Genomic DNA, 25,240 nt, shown 5'->3' on the forward strand with positions numbered 1-25,240 from the left:
GGGGGCAGCGCTCTCCTGCTGTCGCAGTCGCTCGGTCGATTCGCTGTCGCTCATCTTGCAGTCCATCATTGTCTTACCATGTTGCAGTATCACTTGCCACCATTCCACTTTATACATACTCATATTTACACTCTCCATGCACATCATTCTACTCACCTCTTTTCGGTGCTATACGAAGTATCATCGGGGGTTACTCTCTCCCCCGAGGGGTATCACCCACAAAAATCGCTGAGAGCACTTTTTTCTCCGTCTGCGTCCATCAGTACCCTTCTCTTTTCCACAAGGCTCTCAGCAGTCTCTCAGCGCGCCGATTGAATCACACGCACTATGAGGGCCGCGCTGTCGCGCTTCCTCTCTCACCTGGAAGAAATATCCTCATGCCTTCTTTATCATGCCTCCAGCGACACGCACTTCTCATGGGTGAGAGCCGCCAACTGGCCCTTTTTTTCTCGTGACAGCCAGTAACCAGACGCATTGATTCCATCCAAACAGATTGGTGCTCCAACCGCTCCACGCCTTGCATTTTGGGGTGTGTTCGAGAGGAGTACTCTCCTCTCGATCCCCACATATCTCTCCCCCTACTCTCCAGCCCTCTCTCTGCATCTATGTCATCCTCCACTCCTTTCGTTCTCTCTCCCAATCACACGTCCACAGCACTACCCAGGCTCCCCCTTCATCGTGTCTGCCTCTTCGTTCGTCTCTCTCGCCAGGGTGAATCCTTGCAACGTATCGTGTATCGCTCTCCCTTGTCTCTCTCATGACATCACTCTTCTTCCAGCACTGTTTGCCGTGCTCTCGCTTCCATGCTCATATCTTCTCGAGGATGGTTCTGTGACAACAGAACCATCCCTCCTCCCGTCTCAGGGAGTCTTTCTAAACAGAGGCCAGTGGGCGCATTCCTGCCAGCCAGGCGCATAGCTAGCCGTATCTGGGAGGGGCAACGTGTCTCACCAACAGGCAGAGGTGCTCTCTGGGAAGCCATAAGCAGGAGCAAAAGACAGGCAGCCGCCAGAGCGCGCGGCAGGGCCGTCATAGCAACAGAGGGAGCCACGGGGCTACGTGGGGCCAGTGAGAGCGCTCCTCTTACCCGTGAAGGGGCGTCTCATGCGCTGAGAAGCGGCAGGAAGGCAGGAAGGTGGGACGTGTGCTGTACGGCAGCAGTCGGGGCAAGATGCGCGTCCTGTAGCGTTCTCGCAGAGAGCAATCGCCACAGCATGGGAAGCACAGCAGGCGAACGCTGGCTAGGCTGTAGCATTCCTCAAGCCAGAGGAAAAGGAAGATCAAACACACGACGAAAACAGGGACCGAACACCCCATTATTCACCTGCTTATCAGTCAGTCGGCACGCATAGGCAGAAGCGTGCGGCAGCGATGATGCGAGTACCCCTTCACCGCTACAGGCCAGTGCACCTCCATCACCTCCTCGCATCATACTGGGATCCTGACAATATTCCCAACGATACGAATCCGTCACGATCCTCACGCCAAACGCATTGTGAGCCGGTGGATCCACGGGGCGATCTTCTCCAGAAGCAAACGGTCCATCTCCCCAATAAAAGAGACTCCGAGCACCGGCCGCACAGGCATATTCCCATTCATCCGCACTGGGCAGACGGCATCCCTGCTGTTTCAGAAACGCCACTACGTGACGATGTGGCAACGCACGATGGATGGAGCGCGTGAAATAGCAGGAGTCCTTCCCCTTCCAGCGATACCGCTCGTAGGTGAGCACTGGCGCGGGAAGCACCTGCTCAGCTTCTTGCGCGATTGTTTCCAGCAAAAACGGGGCCAGGGTGACCGTTCTCAGTGGGAGCAGGTGTTCCGCCAGTTCGGCCGCCAACGCATTCTCACCCATGGGGATAATCTCTCTCACCAGAGCGCCATCCAAAGTCACCCGTTCCCCATGCAGGCTCAGCATTCGCGTGTCCCACCAGTCACGCACCAGTTCTTTATCGGGAGCAAGAGGCGCCCTGCGATCATAGCCCAGTGTCACGGTCCCACCGGGAAGCAGCGCATACGTCACTGCTGAGGATGTTGAAGGCGGCCTCCAGGCAAACAACGCAATCGCATGTCGTTGGCCGCCTACCTCATACGTCTCCACGCCCATCAACTCCCATAGCGACGGCAGCCGTTGCTCGACCGCATGGGCCACGGCTTCACAGTCCGTCAGCGAGCACGCATCCCACAACGCCACCTCCTGCAGCACGCGCGCCATCTCCTGATCCATCTCTGTCCTTCCTTTCTCGAACGAAGGCCAACTGGTTCCTTTTTGGGTATCAACAGATCACCGTGTCTACGCACCAGCGAGGCTACGGAATCGTAAAGATGCTAAATTCCCGGCCACCCGTGGCTGACACAACGCCTTCGTTTTGTTCCTTGGCTAACGCTATCAGCGCACCACTGACATCACCGGGTTTCCAACTGTCGCCCTGTTGGGGCTGCGCGATGCGTGAGAGCAGCGTGGCGGCCGTCCAGCCATCAGGCAGTTTGCCCGTTACCCACCCCGATTTCGTGGCGTCGCTGATGGTACGGATCGTTTGAAACAGCACGTCCCAGCGCACGTTTTTTCCGGTCTGGGCGGCCAGATCCAGCAGTTTCTGCAGCGTGGCACTCCCCTTTTTCACGCGGGCGGCGTACTGCGTCTCCCCCTGCTTTGTCTTGAATTCACGAATGCCTTTACGCACGCTGGCCACGTTTCCGCTCTTGGTTTTGCGTCGCTCTGGCAGTGTCGCGGGCCTGGTGCCTGGCGCCGTCCCTTGCAGTTGCTGGAGGACCGGGACGTATTTGGCAAGGGGTTTTTGGCGCTGGCCCGGACTGGGATGAATCGCCTGCCGGATGCTCGAACCGTTGATCCCCAACGAGCGCCCAATTTCAGCATATGTCCAGCCCCCGGCCAGTAATCCCGCGATCGCCTCGGCCGCCGGTGTCATCTCTGCCATGGTTTCTTCTCCCTCATTACCGGTCCCGTTCCTTCTCTTGTTGCCGCTGCAGCAGATCCAGCGCTTCGTAGGTATGCGGGGCGTTCACCGACTGCCGGATCGCCCACTTCAGCCGCAACGTGCCTCGCTTCGTGTTCGTGTTCCAGTCCGGGTGTTCCTCGGTCAGCGCGATCGCGTCCGTGCGGATGGCAATGATCGATTCCCGTGGCAGCGTCAGCGCGGCCTTGATCATTCTGGCACGACAACGCGCCCACACCTGCGCCGCCCATTCCGGGTGATCAAACTGCTGGCTGTAGCCTTCCGTTGCCGCCGGCACACTGTACCACACCGTCGTATCGTCAATCTCCCGGCGACTGCTGTATCCATCAGGGGCCGGCTCGTCTATCCCAAGGATGTATGTCACGTTGCGGCTTGACCGGTTGAACGTGCCAATGCCATGCAGGACAATATTACGGATCCCACCGCGCACCAGCTGATAGAGTCGGGCGTCATCGGGGGTTTCCAAAGCATCGCGTTCCACCTTCTCGCGCAGGTTCGCCAGCTTTTCGACCAGGCCGTCCAATGGCTTTTTCTGTGTCGAGGCTTTCTCCGCCTTGAAGACAATCCGCTCCAGGATCGTGATACGCCAGACCGCAAAGCCCTCTTCGATACTTGCGTAGGCGCTCGAGAGCACGTCCAGTTCGGAGCCGTCCACCCACGTCTCATAGGTCTGGCCAGCAGACTCTGCTCCGGGGAAACTCCAGGTGTGTCGATCCCTCTGGTTCCCGGTGATAGCATCGCGGGGTGTCATGAACAGGCCCAGATGCTGCCAGTCGGTCGGGATCGTGTAGCGGATACGGTAGCGTGCTGCCACCTTCCCGGCGTATTCGTTGCGGCTGTCATGGATCGCCAACTCCGTCGGTAATCCCCACGCCAGCGCACTGTACATGAAGATGCCGTCGTAGTAGTACAGGCCAGGCAGACGCTTCAGCTCCGGCAAGGTGCACAGCTCAATCCGGCCCTGCCCCGCGTGGGACCGGATCGTCTCCCGGATCGGGGCCGGCAGTGGCGCAAAGCTGCGCTTCTGGAGGCGATTCAAACGTGTCCACAGCGCCTGGAATGTCAGCGCTGGCGTGGCGTACGCGCTCGCTTCTTCTCCAAAGGTGGCCTGCAGGTACCTGCTCAGCAAGCGGATCGCTTCGTAGGCTTCGGTCGCCGTACACTCGGTCCCGAACCACGAGAACACGTGGCGAATCTCCAGCTCCTGTTCGCTGCCTCGCCGTCGGTAGCGAGCGACGGTTTCCTCTGGACGCTCATCGGAGAGATAGTGCCCGCGCGCACCGGTCGTGTACCGCTGCCGCAGTTCCCTCGCCAGCACCCAGCCCTCATACGAGCCACTGGTATCCGTCGGCAATTCCCCACAGAGCCACAGACGCACCTGGTTCGTATCACCCAACTGCGGTACCGCCGCTAACACCTCCGATAACGAGGCCTGCGCCCCGAAGGTGAAACGCTCACCGGCGTCCGTCATTCCCTCCCCGCGGCGCACATCCATATACGCGATCAATCGCCGTTGGCGACGTGCTGACACACCTGCCTCTGTGGCTCCTGCCGCCTCATCCACTGCATCCTCCACCACCGACACAACCAGATCTGGCTCACGCACTGGATCACCATGACGTGCACGATCCATCGGTGCATCCCCACCTGAGCTTGGTGCAGCTCGTCGATCTCCCTCCGCTGGTGGTTCCTTCGTCACAGCCTCTTGCTGCTTCTGCTCTGGCTCCCGCCGCGCTTCCTGATGCACTGTCGGGCTACCAGCCATCTCATGGGCCTCCTGTGGTGGCACGTCCATTCCCTCTTCCTCCAGCAGACGCTGCTGGGCCGCTTTGGCTGCCTGCTGTTTGCGATACCCTTTCACGCGGGGATGATATTCATGCCCCCGCAGCCACTCCCAGAAATCCGGATGATCCGTCTTGATCAGCCAGGCGTCTCCCGACCGATACGCGCTCCGGCCCAGTACGCCCGCCTTCGCCGCCTGTGTGAGCGTCGTCCGGTGAATCCCATAGGCTGCTCCTACCACCGTCGCCGTCTGCACGGGCTCCCCAAATTTCTTTCGCTCCATCTCCGTTTTCGATTCTCCCTCTGTTCATCATACGATGCACTATTCATCAGACGTATGCTCCTCTCATCCATCCACATGGACAGGACTTCTCTCCTCCGACTTGCTGGCCTATCTGTACTCTTTCATCCACGATCTCTTGTGCTTTTCTTCGGTACACGCCCACACACTCAGGATCAGCCAGAAACCTCTCTTTGAGATGCGCCATTGCTTTCCCTCGGAAGATCACTCATCTTCCACATTCTTCCTTGGTCAGCCCTTCCAGCACCGGGCATTTCCCCAGACAATCAAACCCATTCCCGGCAATCTCAACCGCCTCAAACGCGATCGTCTCCTTCCAGGCTCCAAACGGCGTCGGAGCAGGCGGATACGCCATCGCATCCATCACCTCCAGGTGCCGCCCATCCCTATCCACCTTCACCACATACCCATACCGCAGCTGTCCCTGCTCATCGCGATACTGCACCTACCACCCATGGCCTCCCTCAAACTCCAGCGGATGCACTCCCACCTCATGGATCACATACATCCCCGCTGGACGCAGCTCGATCCGTCGGTTCATCATACCCGTCCACTCCTTTCCTTCGTGCCTTCGCAATTAAATACATTCTATGATTTACTATAGCATTATATGATGCATTATAGCGGAGAGATTCCTGCCTGTCAAACCCCTTTCCTTCTCCCGCGCTCCTCTTTCATACACACAAAAGGAGAGGTACCTGCTCGATACCTCTCCTGTCTTCTGGCTCCTCTGCTTGCCTTTTCCCTCTCTTCTCACCCTCGCCCATAGACCAGGTGCTCCCACGCTGCCTCCACTACCTCCTTCCTCACCACCTCCGCCTGCGGGTTCATCTGCACGATCCTCTCAATTTGCATCAATACATGCTTTTGCCGTTGAAAATTTCCCTCCCTTATCCCGATCATCGTCGCCAGCGCTTCTTGATCTACCTGCAATTGAACGGCTGTGTGATCTGCTCGAAGTGAATCGCAGTTGGTACTACGAGCGTTTGGGCCAGCTAGATACGGATCCGGAAGCCATTGCGCTGCGAGATAGGATTGAGCACATCATCCTGCAGTTTCCAGGTATTAGCGCCGACGTAATTACGAGCCGGTTTAGGGCTGAAATAAATCCTTTCTTAGACAAGAAAGAAATAACCATTTTTTTCGCTTCAATGGCACAAAAATTCTCTGAGCAGGCTTCTCACGTGGTGTCAAGGGGAAGCGCAGCGGCCTTGATACCACGTGAGAAGCCTGCTAAACTCACCCTGCCATTGAAAGAAAACGCCTCTAAATCGGCTCGTAATTACACCGGCGCTGACACCAGGCTATGGATACCGGCGCGTAACCCGGAAATTGCATCGGCAAGGATGGGGTGTGAACCACAAGCATGTGCTTCAGATGATGCGCGAAGAATCCTTGTCGTGTCATCTGAAGAAACGTTTTGTAATCATCACCACGGATTCGTGTCATGGGTTTCCCGTCTATCCCAACCGGCTCGCAGATGTTCTCCTTTCAGCCCCGGATCAAGCCTGGGTGGCGCCTTTACCTCCATCCGTTTGCAAAATGCGTTTGTGGATCTGGCGTGTATTCTGGATGCTTACTCCCGCCGCTGCGTTGGCTGGCACCTGTCCCGGGATATGACAACTCAGCTCACTCGCCGTGTCCTTCAGCACGCCCTTGCCGAACAGCACCCGCTCCTGGTCTCATCCATCATTCCGATCGAGGTGTGCAATACGCCAGCCGAGCGTACGTGGAGCAGCTTGAAGGCATTGGCGCGCAGATCAGCATGTCGGCGGTCGGCAATCCCTATGACAATGCGAAAGCGAAAAGCTTTTTTAAAACACTCAAACAGGAAGAAGTGTATCTTAAGGAATACTGTTCTTTTGAGGAGGCGGAGCAGAATTTGACCGAATTTTATGCCTCTCTCCAGCGTCACCGTCCACACAAGTGGGAAGGCGAGAAGGGTAGTCCTCTTCCTGATCCTCCGGCGACATGCGCCGCAGGCCTTCCACAAGCTCCATCACGAACACAGGTGCATGCTCAATCAATGTTGCCAGGGTATCGAGAATCTCCGCTGGGGGATCATTCTCGATCACATTGACCTGAACCTCATAGATAAAGCAGGCCAAAAGATGGGGGAGAGAAGCATCTTCCTTCCTCTCTTGCACCTCCTCTCGAGTCACAGCCGTCTTTTCGTCCATTAGAGGTGGGAGCGAAAGCGTCTCCAGATCATCCTTCACTGGTCGCTCTCCTTCTTCCTCATCTCTTGGTTGAAACTCCTCTAACACTCTCACACCTGGCTCTCCCAGTTTGATGCCCCGACGCCGATCAATGGTGCCATCCTTCCCGAGAATCACCGTTGACAGCGAGAGGCGCAAGACTTCCAGGTCCTCCGCATCCCAATCATCATCCATGTTCGGATCGGCCGCGAGGGCAGCCTTTACCTCCTCCAGTGTCCAGACATGGCCAGGGGGGAACTCCTCGTCTGGCTTGTTTGCTTGAAATACAGAAAGCACTTCGACGCCTGGCTCTCCCAGCCGAATGCCGTGTCGCTGGTCTTCCACACCGTTTGTATCCATCACCACATACTCCCGATATCCAGCAGCAAGGGCCAAAGTGAGACGTTCCTCTTCAGACGTCGCTTCCAAGATCTTTCGATGATACTCAATGGTGGCCATATAGACCAATGGGTCGACGTTGGTCGGGCAGTATAACCAGGCCGCCAGTTGCGGATACACCTCATGGGCCAAGCGCTTGTAGGCATTGCGCTCTTCAGGGCGTAGAGGCACCAGGCTCCAGGCCTGTTTATAGGCCGCCTCCTGGATCTGGGGCCGACACTGCTGGCTGATTTCTCGCCGTCGCAGACCCTGAAAATGCTTCCCAAAGTACTGGCGCACACGATCAACTGCCGCAAGCACCACCTCCACACGCACCAGGGTCGGCACCTCAAAGGGCACACACAGCACTTCATACACGGTCATTGGAGCCGCAAAAAGCAGGCTATAGGCACTTTTCCTCGTGAAATGTCCCGTGTGCAGAATCTCAACGATCCCTCGACCAGTAGACAGGCCAATTCCAACCACCAACTCGGGCCATGCCTGGCTTTGCAACAACTGCTCCACTTTTTTCAGCACATCCCAGGGGCGCGCAAGAGGCAGCGGACGCTCACGACGCGTCTCTACCTTCTCCTCGCGGGGCATCTGCATCTGGATCCATTCCTCGGTCGAAAAGTTGAGGTATTTGAGGGCCAGGTGCTCCTTCTGACTCGATTTGGGATTGTACCATCCATTTTCCTCCGTGAGTGGCAGCACCTCCCGAATACGGTTCCGCGTTTCGCTTAACGGCTTCTGCAACGAGATCGCTCGCTTCAAACTTGGCCGCCGACGCCACACCTCCAGTTCCTCTTGACAGATCCGTTTCATCTCCTCTTCCTGCTCCACCCCAATGGCTGCCAGCCTCGGCAGCAACACCTCCCAACGCTCTTCTAACCACGTGCTTGCCATGCTCCTCACCATCCTTGCGTACGACGCGTCCACGCCAACAACGCACTAGCGCTTCTTGCGCAAACGCTGCACATTCTTTTGCGTCAACAGGCGATCTCCTGCCTCTTCTATCACCTCAGCCGTCACCACATAGGTCCCATGACGCAGAAGCAAATAATCCAGATGGCAGAGTACCAGGTACATCTCCTGAAAATTGCCCTCCGTCTTCTGCACAAAGGCTTCGGCTGCTCCTTCCGAGAGCGACAACCCCATTTGCTGAATCTGCTGTTCCAGCAAAACGCATGTCTCTGGTTTTCCAAGGGCCCCAAACGCATGCAGCACCCCCACACGCGATGACAGAGCTGCCATCTTCTGCAACCGCTCGGCACTTCCAGAACGGCCCAGCAAGACCATTCCTACGCGACTCCGATCAAAGACATCCCGCAGCACCTCCAGGCCCGCCTGTGAGAGGCCATCGACTTCATCCACCATCACCACACCCACTCCATCAGGACGAATCATGCCTGACATCGGCCCGCTCTCTTGCGCCACCGCACTCGCATGATCAGCAATCATCTGCAGGCCCCACAGCAGCAAGGCCAGATCTTGCTCAATACTCTTGGGCGTGGACGTCGCCTTCGGGCGATAGTAGGCCGTTCGTGGCATCGGACACTCCGCTGGAAAGGCCACCCCCTGGGCCATCAACAACCGCTCAAAAGCTGCCCACTGAGCATACTCTCGCGCCGCCCACGTCTTTCCCACCCCACGATCTCCCACACACACCACCAGATACCGATACCGACGGGCAGCTTCACATACCTGCACAAAACGACGATATTCCCGCGTCTGCTCAAACGTGGAGAAGGGGATCTCCAAGCCGTGCTCTTCTCCCACACGCAGCACTGACTGCCCGGCTGGCGGTCCCCCCTGGCTCCTTTCAAGTATAGGTTTTTGGAGAAGGAGGAAAAAACCTGGCGAGTCATGGTTTTCTGCTATAATACAAAACGATTTCCACATCATTTGTAGGAGAAAACATGAATCGCCATCATTTATTATCGCAATGGTCGGACCAGGTGTCAACGGCCTTTCCTCATCTTCGCTCATCGCAACTCAACGGGCTCGTCCTCTGGAGCGTTGGCATGACGCTGCTGGGCGCTTGTGGATGGTCGCAGATCAGTGCTCTGCTCGCGTGTGTCCTGGGTCAATCCGAGGACGCAGTAGCTCAACGTTTACGGGAGTGGTATCTGGATGCACATGACAAATGCGGTGACAAGCGACGGGAGATCGAGGTCTCCACCTGTTTTGCTTCCCTGTTGCGATGGGTGGTGCGCTGCTGTGGACCTCACACGCGCCGTATGGCACTGGCCCTTGATGCCACCACCCTGGGAGAACGCTGGACAGTGCTCTCGATCTGTGTGGTTCTTCGCTCCTGTAGTATTCCAGTGGCCTGGAAAGTGTTGGGGGCGCATGAGAAAGGGTCCTGGCGACCGCATTGGGAAGGCTTACTCGCGCATCTGCACGGGTGTGTGCCTGGAGAGTGGTTCGTGATCGTGATGGCTGATCGCGGACTCTATGCCCAGTGGCTCTATGAAGGGATTCGCACCTGCGGCTGGCATCCCTTCTTACGGATCAACGGCAACTGTAAAGCTCGACGAGTTGGCTCAGACGACTTTGAGATGATCGCGCAGTGGGTGCCCACACCTGGTCTATCGTGGAAAGGGCGTGTGGAGTGCTTCGCGAGCAAGCAGGCGCGGGTCAACGCGACGGTGTTGGTGCATTGGGAAGAAGGCTACGAGGGTCCCTGGGTCGTGCTGACGGATCTGCTTCCGCAGGAGGCTGAGGTGTGTTGGTATCGCATGCGCACCTGGGTCGAAACGGGGTACAAAGATTTCAAGCGGGGACTCTGGGGATGGCATCACAGTAAAATGACGCAAGCAGGGCGTGTGGAGCGTTTGTGGTTGGCGATGGCAGTTGCCCAACTGATGAGTGTGAGCATGGGGTGTGTCGCTGAAGAACAGCAGCGAGCGGCAAACAGTGAGCAGGAGTTGCCTGCAAGCCATATTGCGCGCAAGAAACGCTGCAGGCCCAACCATCAGCCGCGAGTGCGTCGATTGAGTTGTGTGGTACGCGGGCGGTTACAGGTGCTAGCAACCGTGCTCAATGACGAGCCGTTGTTGCAGGGGCAGATGCTCGATGAGCCATGGCCGCAAGACATGCAACCACCCAGAAAGCTACCAAGCGCCTCAGAGCGACACAAGCGGGAGAAGAAACAGGAGCGTAAGCGCCGAGCCCGAGCTCGTGAACGGGCCAGCGCTTAACGTTCCCCAAAAAACCTATACCTGTAAGCCCCCTGGCTCCCCTGCAACCCTCTCTCGGCAGTTCTCGTTTTCCTCTCCCCGTTCATCCTCCCCCGCTCCCTCCCGCGTCCACATCCGCAGATCCAGGGATCCTGGCAATCACGTCTGCTCCTGCTCCATCCGCACACAGAGGATGTCTGACGCTCTCACCACGCTCGACGTCGCCAACATCCTCCGCGGTGATGCGACGACGGTTCACCGCTGGATCCAGCACGGCAGGCTCGAAACCATTCGCCCAGGGGCAGATTCTATCCTCCCGCTCCCCTGTCTCCCGCACACCCGCGCAGACAAAAACTGTTCGATATCGTATAGGTTTCTTCAGAAATGCCGCCTCGGCGCAGGGTGGCGCAACGTCATGCCGGGGAGCGTAGCGCGCCGCTGCCCGTTCATCCTCCTCCCCTGCCTGCAGGTTCTCCCAGCAGATACCATGGGGCCGCGCCACCATCCGAGGGAAACGCTCCCGTTCCTGGTAGCAGGCTCCTCCACCATCACAGTGCTCACACACACCACCCTCCCCCGGTGAAGAGCAACGCCAGGGGGCTCTGCACCTGCCCCTGATCTCCCTGGTCCTCGTTCGAGTGTGTAAAATATTTTGGCTCTTCCGCACTTTCCGTGCTCCATCATCCAGCTTTCAAAACCTTTTGGCGTAAGAGCGGGAAACCACCTCGCCCATACATGGATCGCTTTATATATTTCAATTTATTTATTTTTCCTTCGACAGGTCCATTGCTGTACGGAAGAGTGAACGCTGCGTGGAGAGCAGAACCTTCTTTTTCCAAGCCCTGAGCAAAGGTCACCAGGTCGCTAATCCCGCTCAGTTGGCAGTCCCAGAGCCAGGTATCCAGTGGTTTGGCGTTGTGCACTGTGAGCATCACGACAAATTGTTGGACTAATCCATAGGCTGTTTCGATGCTTGGTACTTTTCGCAGCAGAGCAAGGGCCTCTCGTTCTTGCTTCTCCAGATGTTCAGGATTGTGAAGAAACAGCCAGGCAAGATGGCGCGGAGCCAGTTTGTTTGTTCTCGTCTGCGTGTTTTGTTGCGTTTGGTCGGCTGCCTCAGCTCTCTCGTCCTGTTGAAGTTGAACCCAGCGGTAGACCATCATCCAACTACCAGTAAATCCACGCTCTTGCACATCCTTCCATAACTGGTCGATGGTGCGGCATCCTGCTTCCCAACGCTCTTGCAGATATGGGCGATATGGGTCAATCGCGCTCTTGGTGCGAGGAACTCGCTGAAATTCAGGAAAAGTGGAGGCCTGAACAAACTTGCGAACCGTTTGCCGGCTGATCTGGAGTTGTCTGGCGATCCCCTGAATAGTCCCTCCTTGCTTGGATAACTCCACCACCTGATTGTAGAGTGCCAGGCGTCGGTTTCGTGAGCCCTCGGAGCGAGCTCGCTCGCCACTGGTTCTCTTCTGACGCGGCGCAATCGTCAAGCTGATTTCCGCTCTTACCTCCTCTGGCATTTGGGTATGACTGAGAAATCGCTCGACAGCTTCCCGAAGATTTTTTAACAGATGCCAGCGATCTATGACTTGTTGGGCTTGTGGTGCGCCTTCAGTTGCCCCACGTAGGTAGTCCTTGGAACGATCTCGGCTGATAATTTCGACGCCTGGATGCTTCCTGAGCCAGTCGGCAAAGGTTTCTGCGCTCCTATCTTCCAGCACATCAACTGGTTGGTGACTTTCTAAATTGATGAGGATCGTCCCATAGGTGCGCCCGCGTCGAAAAGCAAAATCGTCCACACCCAGGATTCGGGGCGTTGGTGACGGTGGGGCCTTCTTTTTGGCTCGTCGGAGAAGTGTATCGGCGCTCACTGGCATGGCTAATTGCTCGGTGAGTCGTGAGCCTGCTTGTCCACTGAGAACAACAGCGATGCCATCCAGCAATGTTGCTAACCGAGTCGTTTGCCGGGCTGAAACGGGAAGACTAGGCAAGCGTTCGGCAAAGGTTTGTCGCTGGCAAGTGTGATTCAAGCAGCGGAAACGCCGCACTCGTAAAACAAGCTGGACAATGTGACCGCTGACCGGCAAGTCTTGTGGTGAGCGTGTGTAATAACTATGGATATGAGACGAAACGTGTTGGCAAGATGGGCAAGCCGCTGTGGGACTAGTGGCACAGGCCGTAATAGTTAGGATCTCCCTGATATGTGTGATGTGTTGAATGGCAAAACCGGATAACGAGAACGGAAGCATTGGCAAGAAGGAGCACCTCATTCATGATTTTATTGGAGGCAAAACAATTTCCCTCCATCTTTTTCTACGAATAGGGGTTGCAAGCCCAGCACGGAAAGTGCGGAAGAGCCAATATTTTGTGTAAATAATACGTAATACGTGATACGTAAGACGTAACGTATAATAGGATGAGGAAGATGGAAGAAGAGAAAAAACGTATGACCATTCGACGCGAACTCATTGATGAACTGCTCAAAGAATGCAGCGATCCGAAACAGCTGCTCGCTGAAGGCGGATTTCTCAAACAACTCACTGGCGCGTTGATCGAACGCTGTTTGGAAGCAGAGATGGAAGAACATCTCGGCTATCCTAAGCATGGCAAGCGCACTGAAGAATGCACCAACGTCCGCAATGGACGCAGCCGCAAAACCCTCAAAGGATCACAAGGAGTGGTGAGCATTGACATGCCACGGGATCGTGATGCCAGTTTTGAGCCTGTCTTGATCCCCAAGCATGAAACACGGCTGGAGGGCTTTGACGAGAAGATCCTGGCGCTCTACGCCCGTGGCATGACGACCCGTGATATTCAAGCGCAGATCCAGGAGCTCTATGGTGTTGACATTTCAGCCACGTTTGTCTCCAATGTCACCGAAGCCGTGCTTGATGAGGTGCGTCAGTGGCAGAATCGCCCGCTGGAGGTGCTTTACCCGATTGTCTACGTGGACTGCCTGGTGATCAAAGTACGGGAGAACCAGCGCATCATCAATCGCGCCCTCTATCTGGCTTTAGGGGTCAACATGCAGGGCCAAAAAGAATTGCTTGGAATGTGGTTAGGCCACAACGAAGGCGCCAAATTCTGGCTTTCCGTGTTCACCGAGTTGCACAATCGGGGACTCAAAGATATGTTTGTCGCTTGTGTGGATGGGCTCACTGGCTTGCCCGAAGCCATCGAAACGCTCTATCCGCAGACCCAGGTCCAACTGTGTATGGTGCACATGGTGCGCAACTCGCTCAAATATGTGTCCTACAAGCACCGCAAGGAGGTGGCCGCCGACTTGAAGCAGATCTATGCCGCCGCCACGGAAATGGAAGCGGAATTTCAGTTAGAACTGTTTGCAGAGAAATGGGACCCAAAATATGCGAGCATCAGTAAGTTATGGAGAAGCCACTGGAGCCATGTTATCCCGTTGTTTACCTATCCAGAAGATATTCGCAAAGTCATCTATACCACCAACGCAATTGAGTCAGTCAACATGTCATTGCGCAAGGTGACACGGAACCACCGCATGTTCCCCTCCGAGGAAGCCGTCTACAAAGTCGTGTACCTGGCCATGTTCAATATTGCCAAAAAGTGGACCATGCCCATTTACCATTGGGTGCCAGCGCTCAATTGCTTTGCTTTGCTCTTTGGGGAGCGTTTTCCCCAATAGAGCAAAATACATACACAAAAGTCTTGACAGACTCAAACACGGAAACACCGTAGCTTCTGCCCTCGCGACCAACACCTTCAGCGCAGGAGCATGCAAAACGAGAAAATACCACAGTACGTGCGGGGCTTGCCCCCGCTTGCTTGCTCGCCGCTCGAAAAAGCAACGAGCATGATGCGATGCATCACACGCAATCGTTTCTGATCGCTTTGAAGAAGCTTTACCTTGTGGATGCACAGAAGCGGGGGCAAGCCCCGCACGTACTGCATCTATTTATCTCTTTGCATGTTATTAAGCTGACAGTATTGGCCCACGCGGCCGAATTTTCCCGCCAGGATATCAAGCGATGGATAGACGATAGGTAACGATCTCTGCATCCAAGGAGCCTGCGGGTATGCTTTCCATAGGACACAAAGACCGGTGCGTCTCCGCTGTTTTACTGTGTTATCCCTGGTCAATGTGCCTGCAGGTAACGTCAAGAACAGTTTTCAGAAAGCACGAAGGGACCTATTTACGCATGAATATGAACGATACTTTTGGTAGAGGCATCAATATCTTACTGGTGCATGGAGCTTTTGTGGATGGCTCCAGCTGGAACAAGGTAATCCCCCAGCTACAGAACAGAGGCTTCAATGTGCTGGCGGTACAAAATCCACTGACATCCTTACAGGATGACATCGATACCACAACGCGCGCGCTCGCCTCGCTGCAGGGTCCGACGCTGCTGGTGGGCCATTCCTATGGTGGCAGCGTGATCAGCGGGATCGGGGCGCAGGCAAGCAACGCGGCGGGCCTGGTCTATATCGCGGCCTACGCACCAAAGGAGGGGGAGAGCGTGCTGGACCTCAATGGGAAGTTCCCAGCCTCCCCGGCCTCGGCGCACTTCGGCCCCTCGTATCGCGATGGCTTCGTGTGGATCGATCCGCCAGCTTTCAGCGCCAACTTTGTGCAGGATATCCCCGAAATCGAGGCGCGAGGACTCGCGGTGGCGCAGAATCCGACCGCGCTGGTCTGTTTCCAGCAACCATCGCCCGCCTCTGCCTGGAAGCGCTTGCCCTCGTGGTACCTGGTCTCAGCCAACGATCGCACCATCCAGCCGGAGGCCGAACGCTTCATGGCCAGCAGAATCAAAGCCACCACGCGCGAGGTCCCCTCAAGCCATGCCTCTCCTGTCTCCCATCCGTATGAGGTTGCCGAATTGATTTTTGATGCGGCCCGAGGCATTAACCGCTAACAATACTTGCTGCAAGTACGACGCACACGTCCTGATATTGATAAATATCCTGCGTGAGTAGCACCTGCACACAGCATGGAGAAACATTGTGGGAACAACATACAAAAAGACAGCAGAAAAACAGACATCCGCGACGTATCTGACGACCGAAGCAGATATGACAGAACTGCAGATTCAGGCGGTAAGCGAGATCCTCAATCAGACGCTCGCCACAGTTACGGCGCTCTTTATCAAAACCAAAAACTACCATTGGCACCTATCAGGCCCCCACTTTTACAACTACCACCTGCTCTTTGACTCCCAGGCAGAAGAGCTTTACGCCACGATCGATATCCTGGCGGAGAGAGTGCGGCGCATCGGTGGCACGACCATTCGCAGCGTTGGGCACATCAGCCAGCTGCAACGGATCGAAGATGATAATGAGACCGGAGTTGATACCCTGGAGATGGTTCGCCGTTTACTGCTGGATACAAAAATCCTGGCCCAGTTGCTGCGCGAAGCTCATACCATCAGCAGCGAATGCCATGATATCGCCACCACCAGTGTCCTGGAGAATCTACTGGACGAAACCGAGAAACGGCGCTGGTTCCTGGCAGAACTGGCCAGACGATAAAAAGGACACAGCCGGGAAATGTGTAACATGGAGGCATTGATGCCCATATAGAGTCACATAGTCCACCGCGGATTCATCCGCGGTGGCTGCTTCAATATATACTCATATATGGCACAATATCTCTACAATGGGGAGATGCAACAAGGGGATGCATCATAGAAAAGGACAGAACGAGTGACACAGGAGTACACACACCTTACGATACCGGTCACCGACCTGGATCACAGCCAGGGACCGGCCAACGCCTCCATCACGCTGGTCCAATATGGTGATTATGAATGTCCATATACACGTCGATCAACAGTAATTGTGCGGGCCATTCAACAACAACTGGGCGATCGGTTACGTTTTGTCTTTCGCAATTTTCCACTCACCGAGATCCATGCCCATGCGCTGCATGCGGCATTGGCCGCCGAAGCAGCCGATAACCAGGGCAAGTTCTGGCAGATGCACGATGCCATCTTTCACCATCAACACGCCCTGCGAGATGCGGACCTGGCGCAGCTGGCGGAAACGGTGGGACTTGACCTTCAGCAGTATACAGGCGATATGACGATCCGGCGTAACCTGGAGCGCATCGAGAAAGATGTCGAAGGAGGCGAACAGAGCGGCGTGCAGGGAACACCGACATTCTTTATTAATAGCCGTTTATACAGCGGTTCCTGGCAACAAGAAGCCCTATTGGCCGCGCTCACAGCCATACAATAACAAAAAGATGCCGTCATTATCATAGTAGACATGAATCATCCCGAAATTTTAGGGGATGAGATTGCAAAAGAAAGCCTCCTGGGAGAGACTGAGAAGAAAAACACCCCAATCAGTCATCACCCAGGAGGTTTGTATGTATCATCAGTATGACACGCCCACGCCTCATCAGCAAGCTCAACGTCGCTTGTCTAACACGATGCTGGAGGCGCTCCAGCAATTTCTTGCTCCCGCTATCCGTGAGTTAGACGAGACGCTCGATGCCCGGCTGGTTCGCACCTTTGTGGACACGATTCTCGCCCTCATTGTCTTTCGCGACCGTGCCAAGAACCTGTTGCTGAGCGAATTGGGCGCCTTTATCGCTTCCCCAGAGCATGCTCCCGCCGGCACCAAACGACTCAGTTCCCTGTTGCGCTCATCCCGCTGGTGTGCTTGTCTGCTCGAACGCTTTTTGTGGCGTCAAGCCACCACCTACATCCAAGCCCTGCGGGAGCAGCAGCAAACGCCGCTGGTGCTGTGGGATGAAAGTATGCTGGAAAAGCCTGAAAGCAGCCAATGAGAAGGCTTGGGCTCGGCGCGCTCGAGTAAAACGCGCCGCCTCACGCGCATCAAGCCCGGCTACTATCAGCCACCCAAAGGCACCGTCTTTGTGCCAGGCATGCAATGGTTGGGGTTGGTGGTGGTGGGATTGCAACAACCTGCCGTGCTTGCCGGGATGCAATGGTGGAGCAAGTTTGCTACGCACCGTCGCTGTGAAGAGCTCTGGTGGCTGGGCCGAGCTATGGCGGCATGGGGCCGTGAGGTCGTCCATATCTTTGATCGAGGGTTTGCTGGTCAACCCTGGCTGGAAGAATGTTGCCAGTTGGGCATCCGCTTCGTGATGCGTTGGCCCAAAGAGTATCTGCTCAGTGAGCATGATGGCTGGGTCTGGAATCGGCGCAAAGCCTGGATGATCACCCGAGGCAAACGCAGCCAAAGCACACGTCTGCAGTGGAATGGGCACTTGCATCGCTGGATCGAGGGAGGCGTGCTGGCCGTCCCAGTTCACCATCCCAAGGTGGCTGGGAACTTCTGGCTGGTGGTCTCGCGTCCGGGCAAAGGGCAGTTGCCGTGGTATTTACTGACGAATGAAGAGATCCACACCTCCGAGCAGATCTGGGAGATCGTCGACCACTATGCGCGCAGATGGCAAATCGAGATGACCTGGAGATACACGAAAAGCGAGTCGGGCTTTGAGAGTCCACGCTCTTGGATGTGGGAAGCACGCCAGAGACTGTTGATGATTGCCGCTATGGCCTTTGCGTTCCTGCTCTCTTTACTTCAGCCCTCTTTTGACGCTGTGCGAGGACACCTGCTCAAGCAGTGGTGTCCTCGCACGGGCGAACGGTTTCGTCAGTTTGACGTTCCGCTCTATCGACTTCGGGAGGCGTTGAGCTTTCTCTGGCTCTATTATCCTCCCTACGTTCAGCTTTTCCCTTTTTCGGGATGATTCATGTCTACTATGCTAATGACGACAGGTCCAGTCCTACCTGGTCGATATAGCACCATCCCCATTCTTCCCCTGGTTCAAAGAATCGGATAATGGGATGATTGGTCTGGTGGAAATGCCGGGTCGCATGCCTGTTCTTCGAGGAATCGCAGCATCCGACATGGCCGCAGATAAGGCAGAGACGCAGGTGAACCCAGCTATCGCCCGTCTTGAGGCAATCCTCGCATCCACGGCTCGATGGCGTCACATCTTGCATCTGATCCAGATGCGTACAACCTTTAGCCATTTTTTCTCCTTTAAGTGAAATGGAGAGAGCCAGCTTCCCGGCTCTCTCCACTTGAACGTCCGCCATTGATGAGGTGGTTCCTATCCTACTTCGCCTGCAGGAAGGAGAGCAGATCGGCGTTAAACTGATCTTTATGCGTCAGGGTCAGGCCGTGTGGGGCGCCCTGGTAGACATTCAAGGTGGCGTCCTTGACTAGTTTGGCGGCCTCGTAGGCGGAGGCCTCGATCGGCACGATCTGGTCGTCGTCGCCGTGCACGATCAGCGTCGGCACATCGATGCGCTTGAGGTCTTCGGTCAGGTCGGTCTCGGAGAAGGCTTTGACGCAATCGTAGGCGGGTTTAAGGCCTACCTGCATCGACCAGAGCCAGAAGGCGTCCTGCAGGGCCTGCGAGACCTTGGAGCCGGGTCGGTTGGCGCCAAAGAAGGGGCTGCTCAGATCCTGGTAAAACTTCGAACGATCACCGGCGACACCGGCACGAATGCCATCGAAGGCTTCGATCGGGGTACCCTTGGGGTTGGCCTCGGTCTTGAGCATCAGCGGGGTGACCGCCCCCACCAGGACCGCGCGGGAGACGCGTGAGGTGCCGTGGCGCCCAAGATAGTGGGCGACCTCGCCGCCACCCGTGGAATGTCCAACCATGGTGATATCGCGCAGGTCGAGGGCCTCGATAAGTTCGGCCAGATCGTCGGCGTAAGTATCCATGTTGTTGCCATCCCATGTCTGGCTGGAACGACCATGACCACGACGGTCGTGCGCGATGACGCGATAGCCATGAGAAGCCAGGAAGAACAACTGATCGTCCCAGGCATCGGCGTTGAGCGGCCAGCCATGGCTGAAGGTGACCGGCTTGCCCGTACCCCAGTCCTTGTAGAAAATAGTCGTGCCGTCTTTGGTCGTAATTGTGCCAGTACCCATAATTTTTTCTCCTTGGTTACTAATATCTTAACTTGCTTCTTATTTACTGTTGCGTTTTGTAGCGCAACGGGGGCAGTGTTTGCTCGATGAGTGGCCGCTGCTCTTCCAGCCAGGGTGGCAGCTGCAGGCTGGTGCCTAGCTGCTCAACCGTTTCGTTGATGGCAAAGCCGGGCGGGTCGGTCGCGATCTCAAAGAGCACGCCGCCGGGTTCAGGGAAATAAATTGAGTGAAAGTACTCACGATCCAGTATCGGCGTGACGTTGACATCGTGAGCATCGAGTTGCTCCTGCCACTGCTGCTGCACCTCGTCGTTGGCGACGCGCCAGGCAACGTGGTGGACCGTGCCAACGGCGACCGATCCCGACCAGAAACCCTGGGCATTGCGTACGTCTACCCGGGTGCCTGATCCGCCGGTCCCAAGCTCGTAGCGGAACGTATGCTGATCCTCCGCCGCCAGCCGAAAACCCAGGGTGTCGACCAGGAAGCGGGCGGTCTGTTCGTGCCCATCTTCCCATAGCGTCACACTGGCCAGGCCGCGAATAGCGTGCTCGGCGGGGATGACGCCGTTGTCCCAGCCGGGAGCCGCCTGTTCACCCAGGTGGGCCACCAACTCAAGGGCCAGGCCATCGGGATCGCGCAGTGTGAGAACCTGCTCGCCAAAGCGCAGCGTTGGTCCTTGATGCTGGATACCATGTTCGTGTAAGCGATTGATCCAATATCCCAGAGAAGCCTGAGGTACCGAGAAAGCAGTCGCGTTGATCTGTCCTGTCCCCTGTCGCCCACGGGGCGCGCCCGGCCAGGCGAAGAAGGTCATAATCGTGCCTGGATGCCCCTGCTGATCACCATAGTACAGGTGATATGAGGTAGGATCATCAAAGTTCACAGTCACCTTGACCAGGCGTAGTCCCAGGAAACCGGTATAGAAATCGACATTGCGCTGCGGATCACTCGTGATCGCGGTAACGTGATGGATACCGAGAAGACTATGTTGCATTCGCAGTTCCTCCTTTCTACAATAGCTCGCTGCAGGCTTCTGAACCTGAGCACCTATCGAATTGCGATTTCATTTAGAGTATAGCTGCCGGACCTCCGTTCTCAGAGATCGTTACCTATCGCCGAACCATCGTTTCATCTCTCGCTGTATAGCTAGCGCACCGTTGCGACTGCGTGAAGGATGAAATCGGCGACCTCGTAGGGATGGGCGACGGGCGAGGCGTGGCTGGAAGCGATCTCGCGCGTGGTGGCGCCGATGCGTCTGGCCATGAAGCGCTCGGCCTCCGGCTGGATGGTACGGTCGTTTTTCGAGACCAGGTACCACGAGGGGAGACGCTTCCAGGCGGGGACGGGTGCTGGTACCTCAAAGCTGACCAGCGCGGTCGGATTCTGCGCCACGGCGAGGCCTTGCGCCTCGATCTCGGGGATGTCCTGCACAAAGTTGGCGCCAAAGGCTGGTGGATCGATCCATACAAAGCCATCGCGGTAGGAGGGAACAAAGTGCGCCGAGGCCGGGGAGGCCGGAAACTTGCCGTTGAGGTCCAGCACGCTCTCCCCCTCTTCAGGGGCGTAGGCCGCGATATAGACCAGGCCCGCCGCGTTGCTTGCCTGCGCCCCGATCCCGCTGATCACGCTGCCACCATAGGAATGACCGACCAGCAACGTCGGTCCCGCCAGCGAGGCAAGCGCGCGCGTCGTAGTATCAATATCATCCTGTAAAGATGTCATCGGGTTCTGTACCGCCAGCACATTGAGGCCCTTGCTCTGTAGCAACGAAATCACCTTGTTCCAGCTTGAGCCATCCACAAAGGCACGCACGAAGCTGACTCCACTTCATCTGCTTCCACAGGAAACTCTCTACGTGGGGGTCGATATCGGAAAATTTCGACATGTTGCAGGCTTCCTCTCACGAACGTTGCTCACACGCCATGAGCATTTTGAAGGCTGCCCAACCTTTGTGTTCGAACAATCACGAGAAGGTTTCCGCTCATTTGTCGAGCGCCTTGGGGAGTATGTGCCGCTCGAACAGACCATTGTTTTGTTGGAACATACCGGTCATTACCACCGGCTTTTAGAACAATACCTGCTTGATCTGGATATTACCGTGTACCGCGTGCATGTCCAAAAGCGAGTGGAGGGCATGCTCAAAACGGATAAACGGGATGCACTGAGCCTCGCCAATGCGCTTTACACCCAGCTTGAACTAGGAGCCCAGGTTCAGGACAAAATGCAATTAGTACGCCGGATTGAGCCTCCTACTAGCGCGGCTGCCCAACTCCAAGGAGTGATGCGCCATCGGTATGAACTGGGCCACATGAGTACCCAATATCGGAATAAATTAACGGCGATTTGCGATCAACTCTTCCCTGAGCTGGTTCAAGTCTTCCGCGACCCGAATTTGCCTACGGCACTTGCCTTTCGCTCTGCGTTCCCAACCCCACACGCTATCGGCGTGGCTTCTTTGGGCGACTTACGTGCGGCCCGTCAGAGAACTTTTCCTTCTGATGCCCAACTGCTTGAACTTCAGCGGTTGGCCGACACAACCATTGGAGTCACTGATCTTGATAGACAACGAGGTCTTGTGCTTGAACAAGGCTTGCTGATCAAAGAACTTCAGCTCGTTCAGCAGCACCTAGAGGATCTCCGAACGGCCATTGTGGATATTGTCCAAAACTGTCGGGAAGGTCAGATCTTACTTTCCATCCCTCCAATCGGACCGGTACAAGCTGCAACTATCATTGCCACCATTGGCAACATTGCCAATTTTGCCAAGGCATGTGAACTCAAGTCCTACTTCGGCTGGGCTCCGAGAAAAAAACAGACTGGGGTTACCATGGATCGGACCAACCTCTCAACCCGAGGGGTCCGCCCCATGAAGCAAATGCTCTTTCTGATGGCGGCGCGGGCAACGACTCTCGATTGTGAATGGGCTAGGATCTATCGGCGCTTGCTCCCTCGCCTCTGCACCTACGACGAGAAGACCAAGGAGTATCGAGGCAAGAAAAAGGTGCTCGGTAGAATAGCTGGACAGATGGCTTCAATGATTTATGCCTTGCTCAAGACGGATCAGGAAACACTCTCCCAGGTGCCCCCAGGAGAAACGCCTCCTCCTCCGATGCTCTATGACCGAGAGGCCCATCGCAAGCATCAAGAAGGCTCCTATTGCTCGCTCAAGCCCAATACGCTGCCCAGAAAGATTCTTCAACTTCCAGGTAAGTTGTAATGCCCTCTCAATGAGAGCCTCCTCGTTTTCTTCCTCCAACCACGAGGGAAAGGGGGTAGGGAGCCTCAAGCTTCCAGAAAAGCTTGAGGCGTGGGTGGAAGGGGAATCTCAGGAGACGCCAGCTCTATGGGCAACAAATCTAAGTCAAGCTGTTGTGCAAGGTTCATAACAACCTGGCTGGAAATCCTCAGCAATTTCCAGCCAGGTTGTTATGAACCTTAGACAAGTGGTACCACCGTACTCCACCTGAAAACACAGATATCACTCATCATGGACTCCAACCAGCCTTGAGCTCAGATCTTTAACGAGGCAGCCTTTTTTGAGCAGAACAACAGCGAAGTGCGCTCCTTTACACGGGTTGAGTCCAACAGAGTGGAAAGCTCTGTCTCCAACAGACCTTGGTGAGGTTCCTTCCTTCCTCCATCCCCCCAAAAACTCGCTCCTCTTCTGGCTCCCTTTTCTGTATCACTCCCCCCCTTCCCCATTCCTCTGGCTCCCTTTTCTGTAGCAAACGTGGCCAATTGGCTCCCTTTTCTGTAGCAAACGTGGCCAATTGGCTCCCTTTTCTTGTATCGACAACACCTCTCTCGTCAGCACACTGGCCTCTCGCTCGCACAGCAACGCGCCCTGCTCGGCCTGCACGACACTTCGACCGATGCCCTCTGGATACGCCTGCAGGCCATGCCTCTGCCTCGCCCCCAGCAGTTCGACACCGATCTCCAGCGCATCGTCGCTCACCTGCTCACGTCGTGCCCGAACACCACCATCCACACCTCCCAACTGGCCGCCTTCCTGCGCACACCAGTGGAGCCATAGCGACCAGCTTCCTCTCACACAACAGTGAGCAGGACCGGCACGCTGACCGGTCCTGCTCACCTGGTTCCCCTCTCACGTAGTGTTCACAAATTCATCTCATCTATCGATCAAACAATGACACAAGGAGGCTGGCACAGTCAATTCCATTTTTATTTGGTCTGCTTTTTTCTTCGCTTTTTGAACACTTCTCCTTCTCCCTCAACCGCCTTCTTCCCTCTCCCCAAGCTCTTTCCCTCTCGTTTCCCCCCTTCCTACTTCTCCCCATGCCACCACGAAAAAACGTGCTCATTTAATTTTCGCGTTTACAGTTATACTTTGATATACACCTCAAAGCTTGTAAAAAAACCTCATATGAAGGTTTTTCTTTCTGTCGCAGCAGAGAGTGGTGCTTCTCGTGGTTTTGTTTCTGTGAAACGTAGAGCGTAGATCTCTATATTTGCAGTATCTCACGAAAGCGAGTGAGTCTTCACGTGAGTAGAAATAGAGACAGCATGGCCAAAAAAATCTTTCCCTTCACCTGGTTCAACTTTCACTTTCACGACCTCTGGTTCTGTATCAAGTTGATGTTCACGACCGCCCCTCTCCTCTGTACACTCACGCTCATCCTGGGCTGTGTCGTCGGCTCCTTTCCTGCGCTCCAAATTTTTCTCACCTCCGCGCTGATCGATAGTGTCATAGTGTTACATACAACCAAATCATCCGGACCTGTCGCTTGGCCTGCACTCCTGCAATCGGGTCAGCTGAATACCACGCTGATCTGGTTGTTCCTCCTGCTCGGCATTATGCTGCTGAGCAATATCATTCAAGGTCTACAACCCTACCAGGGAGCACTCTTGAGAGAGCGCGTCGGTGATCGTTTGCTGAGTAGTTATTATCGTAAAGCGGTGAGCCTGCCCCTGGCAAGCTTTGAAAAGCCCCAGATCTATGATACCGGACAGCGAGCATTAGAGGGTATTCGTCAATTCAGCAACTTCTGGGGCGAACAGATACAAAGTCTCCTGCAAAGTATCCTGGGAGCACTCGGCGTGCTGCTCCTCCTCGGTCAGGTCAACTGGTTAATTCTACCTGTGCTTCTTCTCGGCCAGATCCTGCTCATTACGTGGGGATTTACGGCGAACAAAGCATTTATGTCCATGAACTACGAGCAGACAGCACAGAGACGCCAGTTAACCTACTGGCGCAGCCTGCTCACCGAACGCGACGCGGCGGCAGAGGTCCGCCTCTATGGTTTGCAAGGTCATATCATCGCAGGCTGGCGTAACCTCAATGACGAGTTGATGAAACGCCTGGCGAAACTTCGCTTACACTATCTCTTTGTGATCAATCGAGTGAGTATCCTCACCTACAGCCTGTTGGGCTTTGGCCTGCTCATGCTGCTGTATGCCGCTGTCCATCACCAGATTACAGCTGGCTCTTTCATTGCCTTACTGCTTGGTCTGCAACAATTTCATACGCTGGCAGGCAATCTCCAATAGCAATTCGAA

The 25,240-nt window shown here is 55.6% G+C and carries 23 protein-coding genes and 2 pseudogenes; 12 read left to right on the top strand and 13 right to left on the bottom strand.

Annotated elements, in window-relative coordinates:
* Positions 1-1,258 precede the first annotated feature (1,258 nt).
* The 4 genes from KTT_RS00005 to KTT_RS00020 form a co-directional block, all read right to left on the bottom strand.
* A complete protein-coding gene (locus tag KTT_RS00005; protein ID WP_126594032.1) occupies positions 1,259-2,227 on the bottom strand; it encodes an SUMF1/EgtB/PvdO family nonheme iron enzyme in 969 nt (322 codons plus the stop codon).
* An 82-nt stretch (positions 2,228-2,309) separates the two neighbouring features.
* Entirely contained in the window at positions 2,310-2,939 is a 630-nt protein-coding gene (locus KTT_RS00010; RefSeq protein ID WP_126594033.1) for a hypothetical protein, read from the bottom strand.
* Positions 2,940-2,955: 16 nt separating this feature from the next.
* Positions 2,956-5,043: a hypothetical protein gene (locus KTT_RS00015; RefSeq protein ID WP_126594034.1), complete on the bottom strand. Its 2,088-nt coding sequence runs from the start codon at positions 5,041-5,043 to the stop codon at positions 2,956-2,958.
* A 226-nt stretch (positions 5,044-5,269) separates the two neighbouring features.
* Complete coding sequence (locus tag KTT_RS00020) at positions 5,270-5,506, bottom strand: hypothetical protein (RefSeq protein WP_126594035.1); 237 nt, start codon at positions 5,504-5,506, stop codon at positions 5,270-5,272.
* An 848-nt stretch (positions 5,507-6,354) separates the two neighbouring features.
* Between KTT_RS00020 and KTT_RS37585 the strand changes: the two are divergent.
* Positions 6,355-6,468: pseudogene (locus tag KTT_RS37585) on the top strand (IS3 family transposase); the annotation flags it as partial.
* A gap of 95 nt (positions 6,469-6,563) precedes the next feature.
* Here KTT_RS37585 and KTT_RS36900 read toward each other — a convergent pair.
* Positions 6,564-6,731, bottom strand: a complete 168-nt coding sequence (locus KTT_RS36900; protein WP_235845536.1) for a hypothetical protein — start codon at positions 6,729-6,731, stop codon at positions 6,564-6,566.
* A gap of 95 nt (positions 6,732-6,826) precedes the next feature.
* Between KTT_RS36900 and KTT_RS37590 the strand changes: the two genes are divergently transcribed.
* Complete coding sequence (locus KTT_RS37590; RefSeq protein WP_371864888.1) at positions 6,827-7,141, top strand: integrase core domain-containing protein; 315 nt, start codon at positions 6,827-6,829, stop codon at positions 7,139-7,141.
* A 577-nt stretch (positions 7,142-7,718) separates the two neighbouring features.
* Here the strand turns inward: KTT_RS37590 and KTT_RS37595 are convergent.
* Together KTT_RS37595 and KTT_RS00040 are read right to left on the bottom strand one after the other, a co-directional pair.
* Positions 7,719-8,555, bottom strand: a pseudogene (locus KTT_RS37595) (protelomerase family protein); the annotation flags it as partial.
* Between the two features lie 33 nt (positions 8,556-8,588).
* Positions 8,589-9,416 carry an AAA family ATPase gene (locus KTT_RS00040; protein WP_160145540.1) on the bottom strand — a complete coding sequence of 276 codons (828 nt, stop codon included), beginning with the start codon at positions 9,414-9,416 and terminating at the stop codon, positions 8,589-8,591.
* A 140-nt stretch (positions 9,417-9,556) separates the two neighbouring features.
* Between KTT_RS00040 and KTT_RS00045 the strand changes: the two genes are divergently transcribed.
* Entirely contained in the window at positions 9,557-10,840 is a 1,284-nt protein-coding gene (locus KTT_RS00045) for a hypothetical protein (protein ID WP_126594039.1), read from the top strand.
* Positions 10,841-10,922: 82 nt separating this feature from the next.
* Here KTT_RS00045 and KTT_RS00050 read toward each other — a convergent pair whose 3' ends face one another.
* Both KTT_RS00050 and KTT_RS00055 read right to left on the bottom strand, forming a co-directional pair.
* Positions 10,923-11,384, bottom strand: coding sequence for a hypothetical protein (locus tag KTT_RS00050; RefSeq protein WP_126594040.1), 462 nt, complete (start codon positions 11,382-11,384; stop codon positions 10,923-10,925).
* A gap of 115 nt (positions 11,385-11,499) precedes the next feature.
* Positions 11,500-13,095, bottom strand: a complete 1,596-nt coding sequence (locus tag KTT_RS00055; RefSeq protein ID WP_126594041.1) for an ISL3 family transposase — start codon at positions 13,093-13,095, stop codon at positions 11,500-11,502.
* Positions 13,096-13,271: 176 nt separating this feature from the next.
* Here KTT_RS00055 and KTT_RS00060 point away from each other — a divergent pair, with 176 nt between their 5' ends.
* The 6 genes from KTT_RS00060 to KTT_RS00085 all read left to right on the top strand — a co-directional run bounded on the left by KTT_RS00060 (position 13,272) and on the right by KTT_RS00085 (position 18,521).
* Positions 13,272-14,483 (top strand): IS256 family transposase, encoded by a 1,212-nt coding sequence (locus KTT_RS00060; protein WP_126599298.1) that lies wholly within the window; start codon positions 13,272-13,274, stop codon positions 14,481-14,483.
* Positions 14,484-14,997: 514 nt separating this feature from the next.
* Entirely contained in the window at positions 14,998-15,714 is a 717-nt protein-coding gene (locus KTT_RS00065; RefSeq protein ID WP_218030794.1) for an alpha/beta hydrolase, read from the top strand.
* 157 nt (positions 15,715-15,871) lie between these two features.
* Positions 15,872-16,327, top strand: coding sequence for a Dps family protein (locus KTT_RS00070; protein WP_126599302.1), 456 nt, complete (start codon positions 15,872-15,874; stop codon positions 16,325-16,327).
* 174 nt (positions 16,328-16,501) lie between these two features.
* On the top strand, positions 16,502-17,035 hold the full coding sequence (locus KTT_RS00075) for a DsbA family protein (RefSeq protein WP_126594042.1): 534 nt from the start codon (positions 16,502-16,504) through the stop codon (positions 17,033-17,035).
* A 133-nt stretch (positions 17,036-17,168) separates the two neighbouring features.
* Positions 17,169-17,591, top strand: coding sequence for a hypothetical protein (locus KTT_RS00080; protein ID WP_126594043.1), 423 nt, complete (start codon positions 17,169-17,171; stop codon positions 17,589-17,591).
* Positions 17,592-17,597: 6 nt separating this feature from the next.
* Positions 17,598-18,521 carry a transposase gene (locus KTT_RS00085; protein WP_126594044.1) on the top strand — a complete coding sequence of 308 codons (924 nt, stop codon included), beginning with the start codon at positions 17,598-17,600 and terminating at the stop codon, positions 18,519-18,521.
* Positions 18,522-18,531: 10 nt separating this feature from the next.
* Here KTT_RS00085 and KTT_RS00090 read toward each other — a convergent pair whose 3' ends face one another.
* The 4 genes from KTT_RS00090 to KTT_RS00105 form a co-directional block, all read right to left on the bottom strand.
* A complete protein-coding gene (locus KTT_RS00090) occupies positions 18,532-18,807 on the bottom strand; it encodes a ubiquitin carboxyl-terminal hydrolase 14 (RefSeq protein ID WP_126594045.1) in 276 nt (91 codons plus the stop codon).
* A gap of 85 nt (positions 18,808-18,892) precedes the next feature.
* Positions 18,893-19,723, bottom strand: a complete 831-nt coding sequence (locus KTT_RS00095; RefSeq protein WP_126594046.1) for an alpha/beta fold hydrolase — start codon at positions 19,721-19,723, stop codon at positions 18,893-18,895.
* A gap of 43 nt (positions 19,724-19,766) precedes the next feature.
* Positions 19,767-20,717, bottom strand: a complete 951-nt coding sequence (locus KTT_RS00100) for a ring-cleaving dioxygenase (RefSeq protein ID WP_126594047.1) — start codon at positions 20,715-20,717, stop codon at positions 19,767-19,769.
* A 152-nt stretch (positions 20,718-20,869) separates the two neighbouring features.
* On the bottom strand, positions 20,870-21,535 hold the full coding sequence (locus KTT_RS00105; protein WP_218030795.1) for an alpha/beta hydrolase: 666 nt from the start codon (positions 21,533-21,535) through the stop codon (positions 20,870-20,872).
* A gap of 43 nt (positions 21,536-21,578) precedes the next feature.
* Between KTT_RS00105 and KTT_RS00110 the strand changes: the two genes are divergently transcribed.
* The 3 genes from KTT_RS00110 to KTT_RS00120 all read left to right on the top strand — a co-directional run bounded on the left by KTT_RS00110 (position 21,579) and on the right by KTT_RS00120 (position 25,231).
* On the top strand, positions 21,579-22,940 hold the full coding sequence (locus KTT_RS00110; RefSeq protein WP_160145542.1) for an IS110 family RNA-guided transposase: 1,362 nt from the start codon (positions 21,579-21,581) through the stop codon (positions 22,938-22,940).
* Between the two features lie 567 nt (positions 22,941-23,507).
* Complete coding sequence (locus tag KTT_RS00115) at positions 23,508-23,756, top strand: hypothetical protein (RefSeq protein WP_126594049.1); 249 nt, start codon at positions 23,508-23,510, stop codon at positions 23,754-23,756.
* 491 nt (positions 23,757-24,247) lie between these two features.
* Entirely contained in the window at positions 24,248-25,231 is a 984-nt protein-coding gene (locus KTT_RS00120) for an ABC transporter transmembrane domain-containing protein (protein ID WP_126594050.1), read from the top strand.
* Positions 25,232-25,240: the final 9 nt, after the last annotated feature.

Source organism: Dictyobacter aurantiacus (genome assembly GCF_003967515.1).
Lineage (GTDB): Bacteria > Chloroflexota > Ktedonobacteria > Ktedonobacterales > Ktedonobacteraceae > Dictyobacter > Dictyobacter aurantiacus.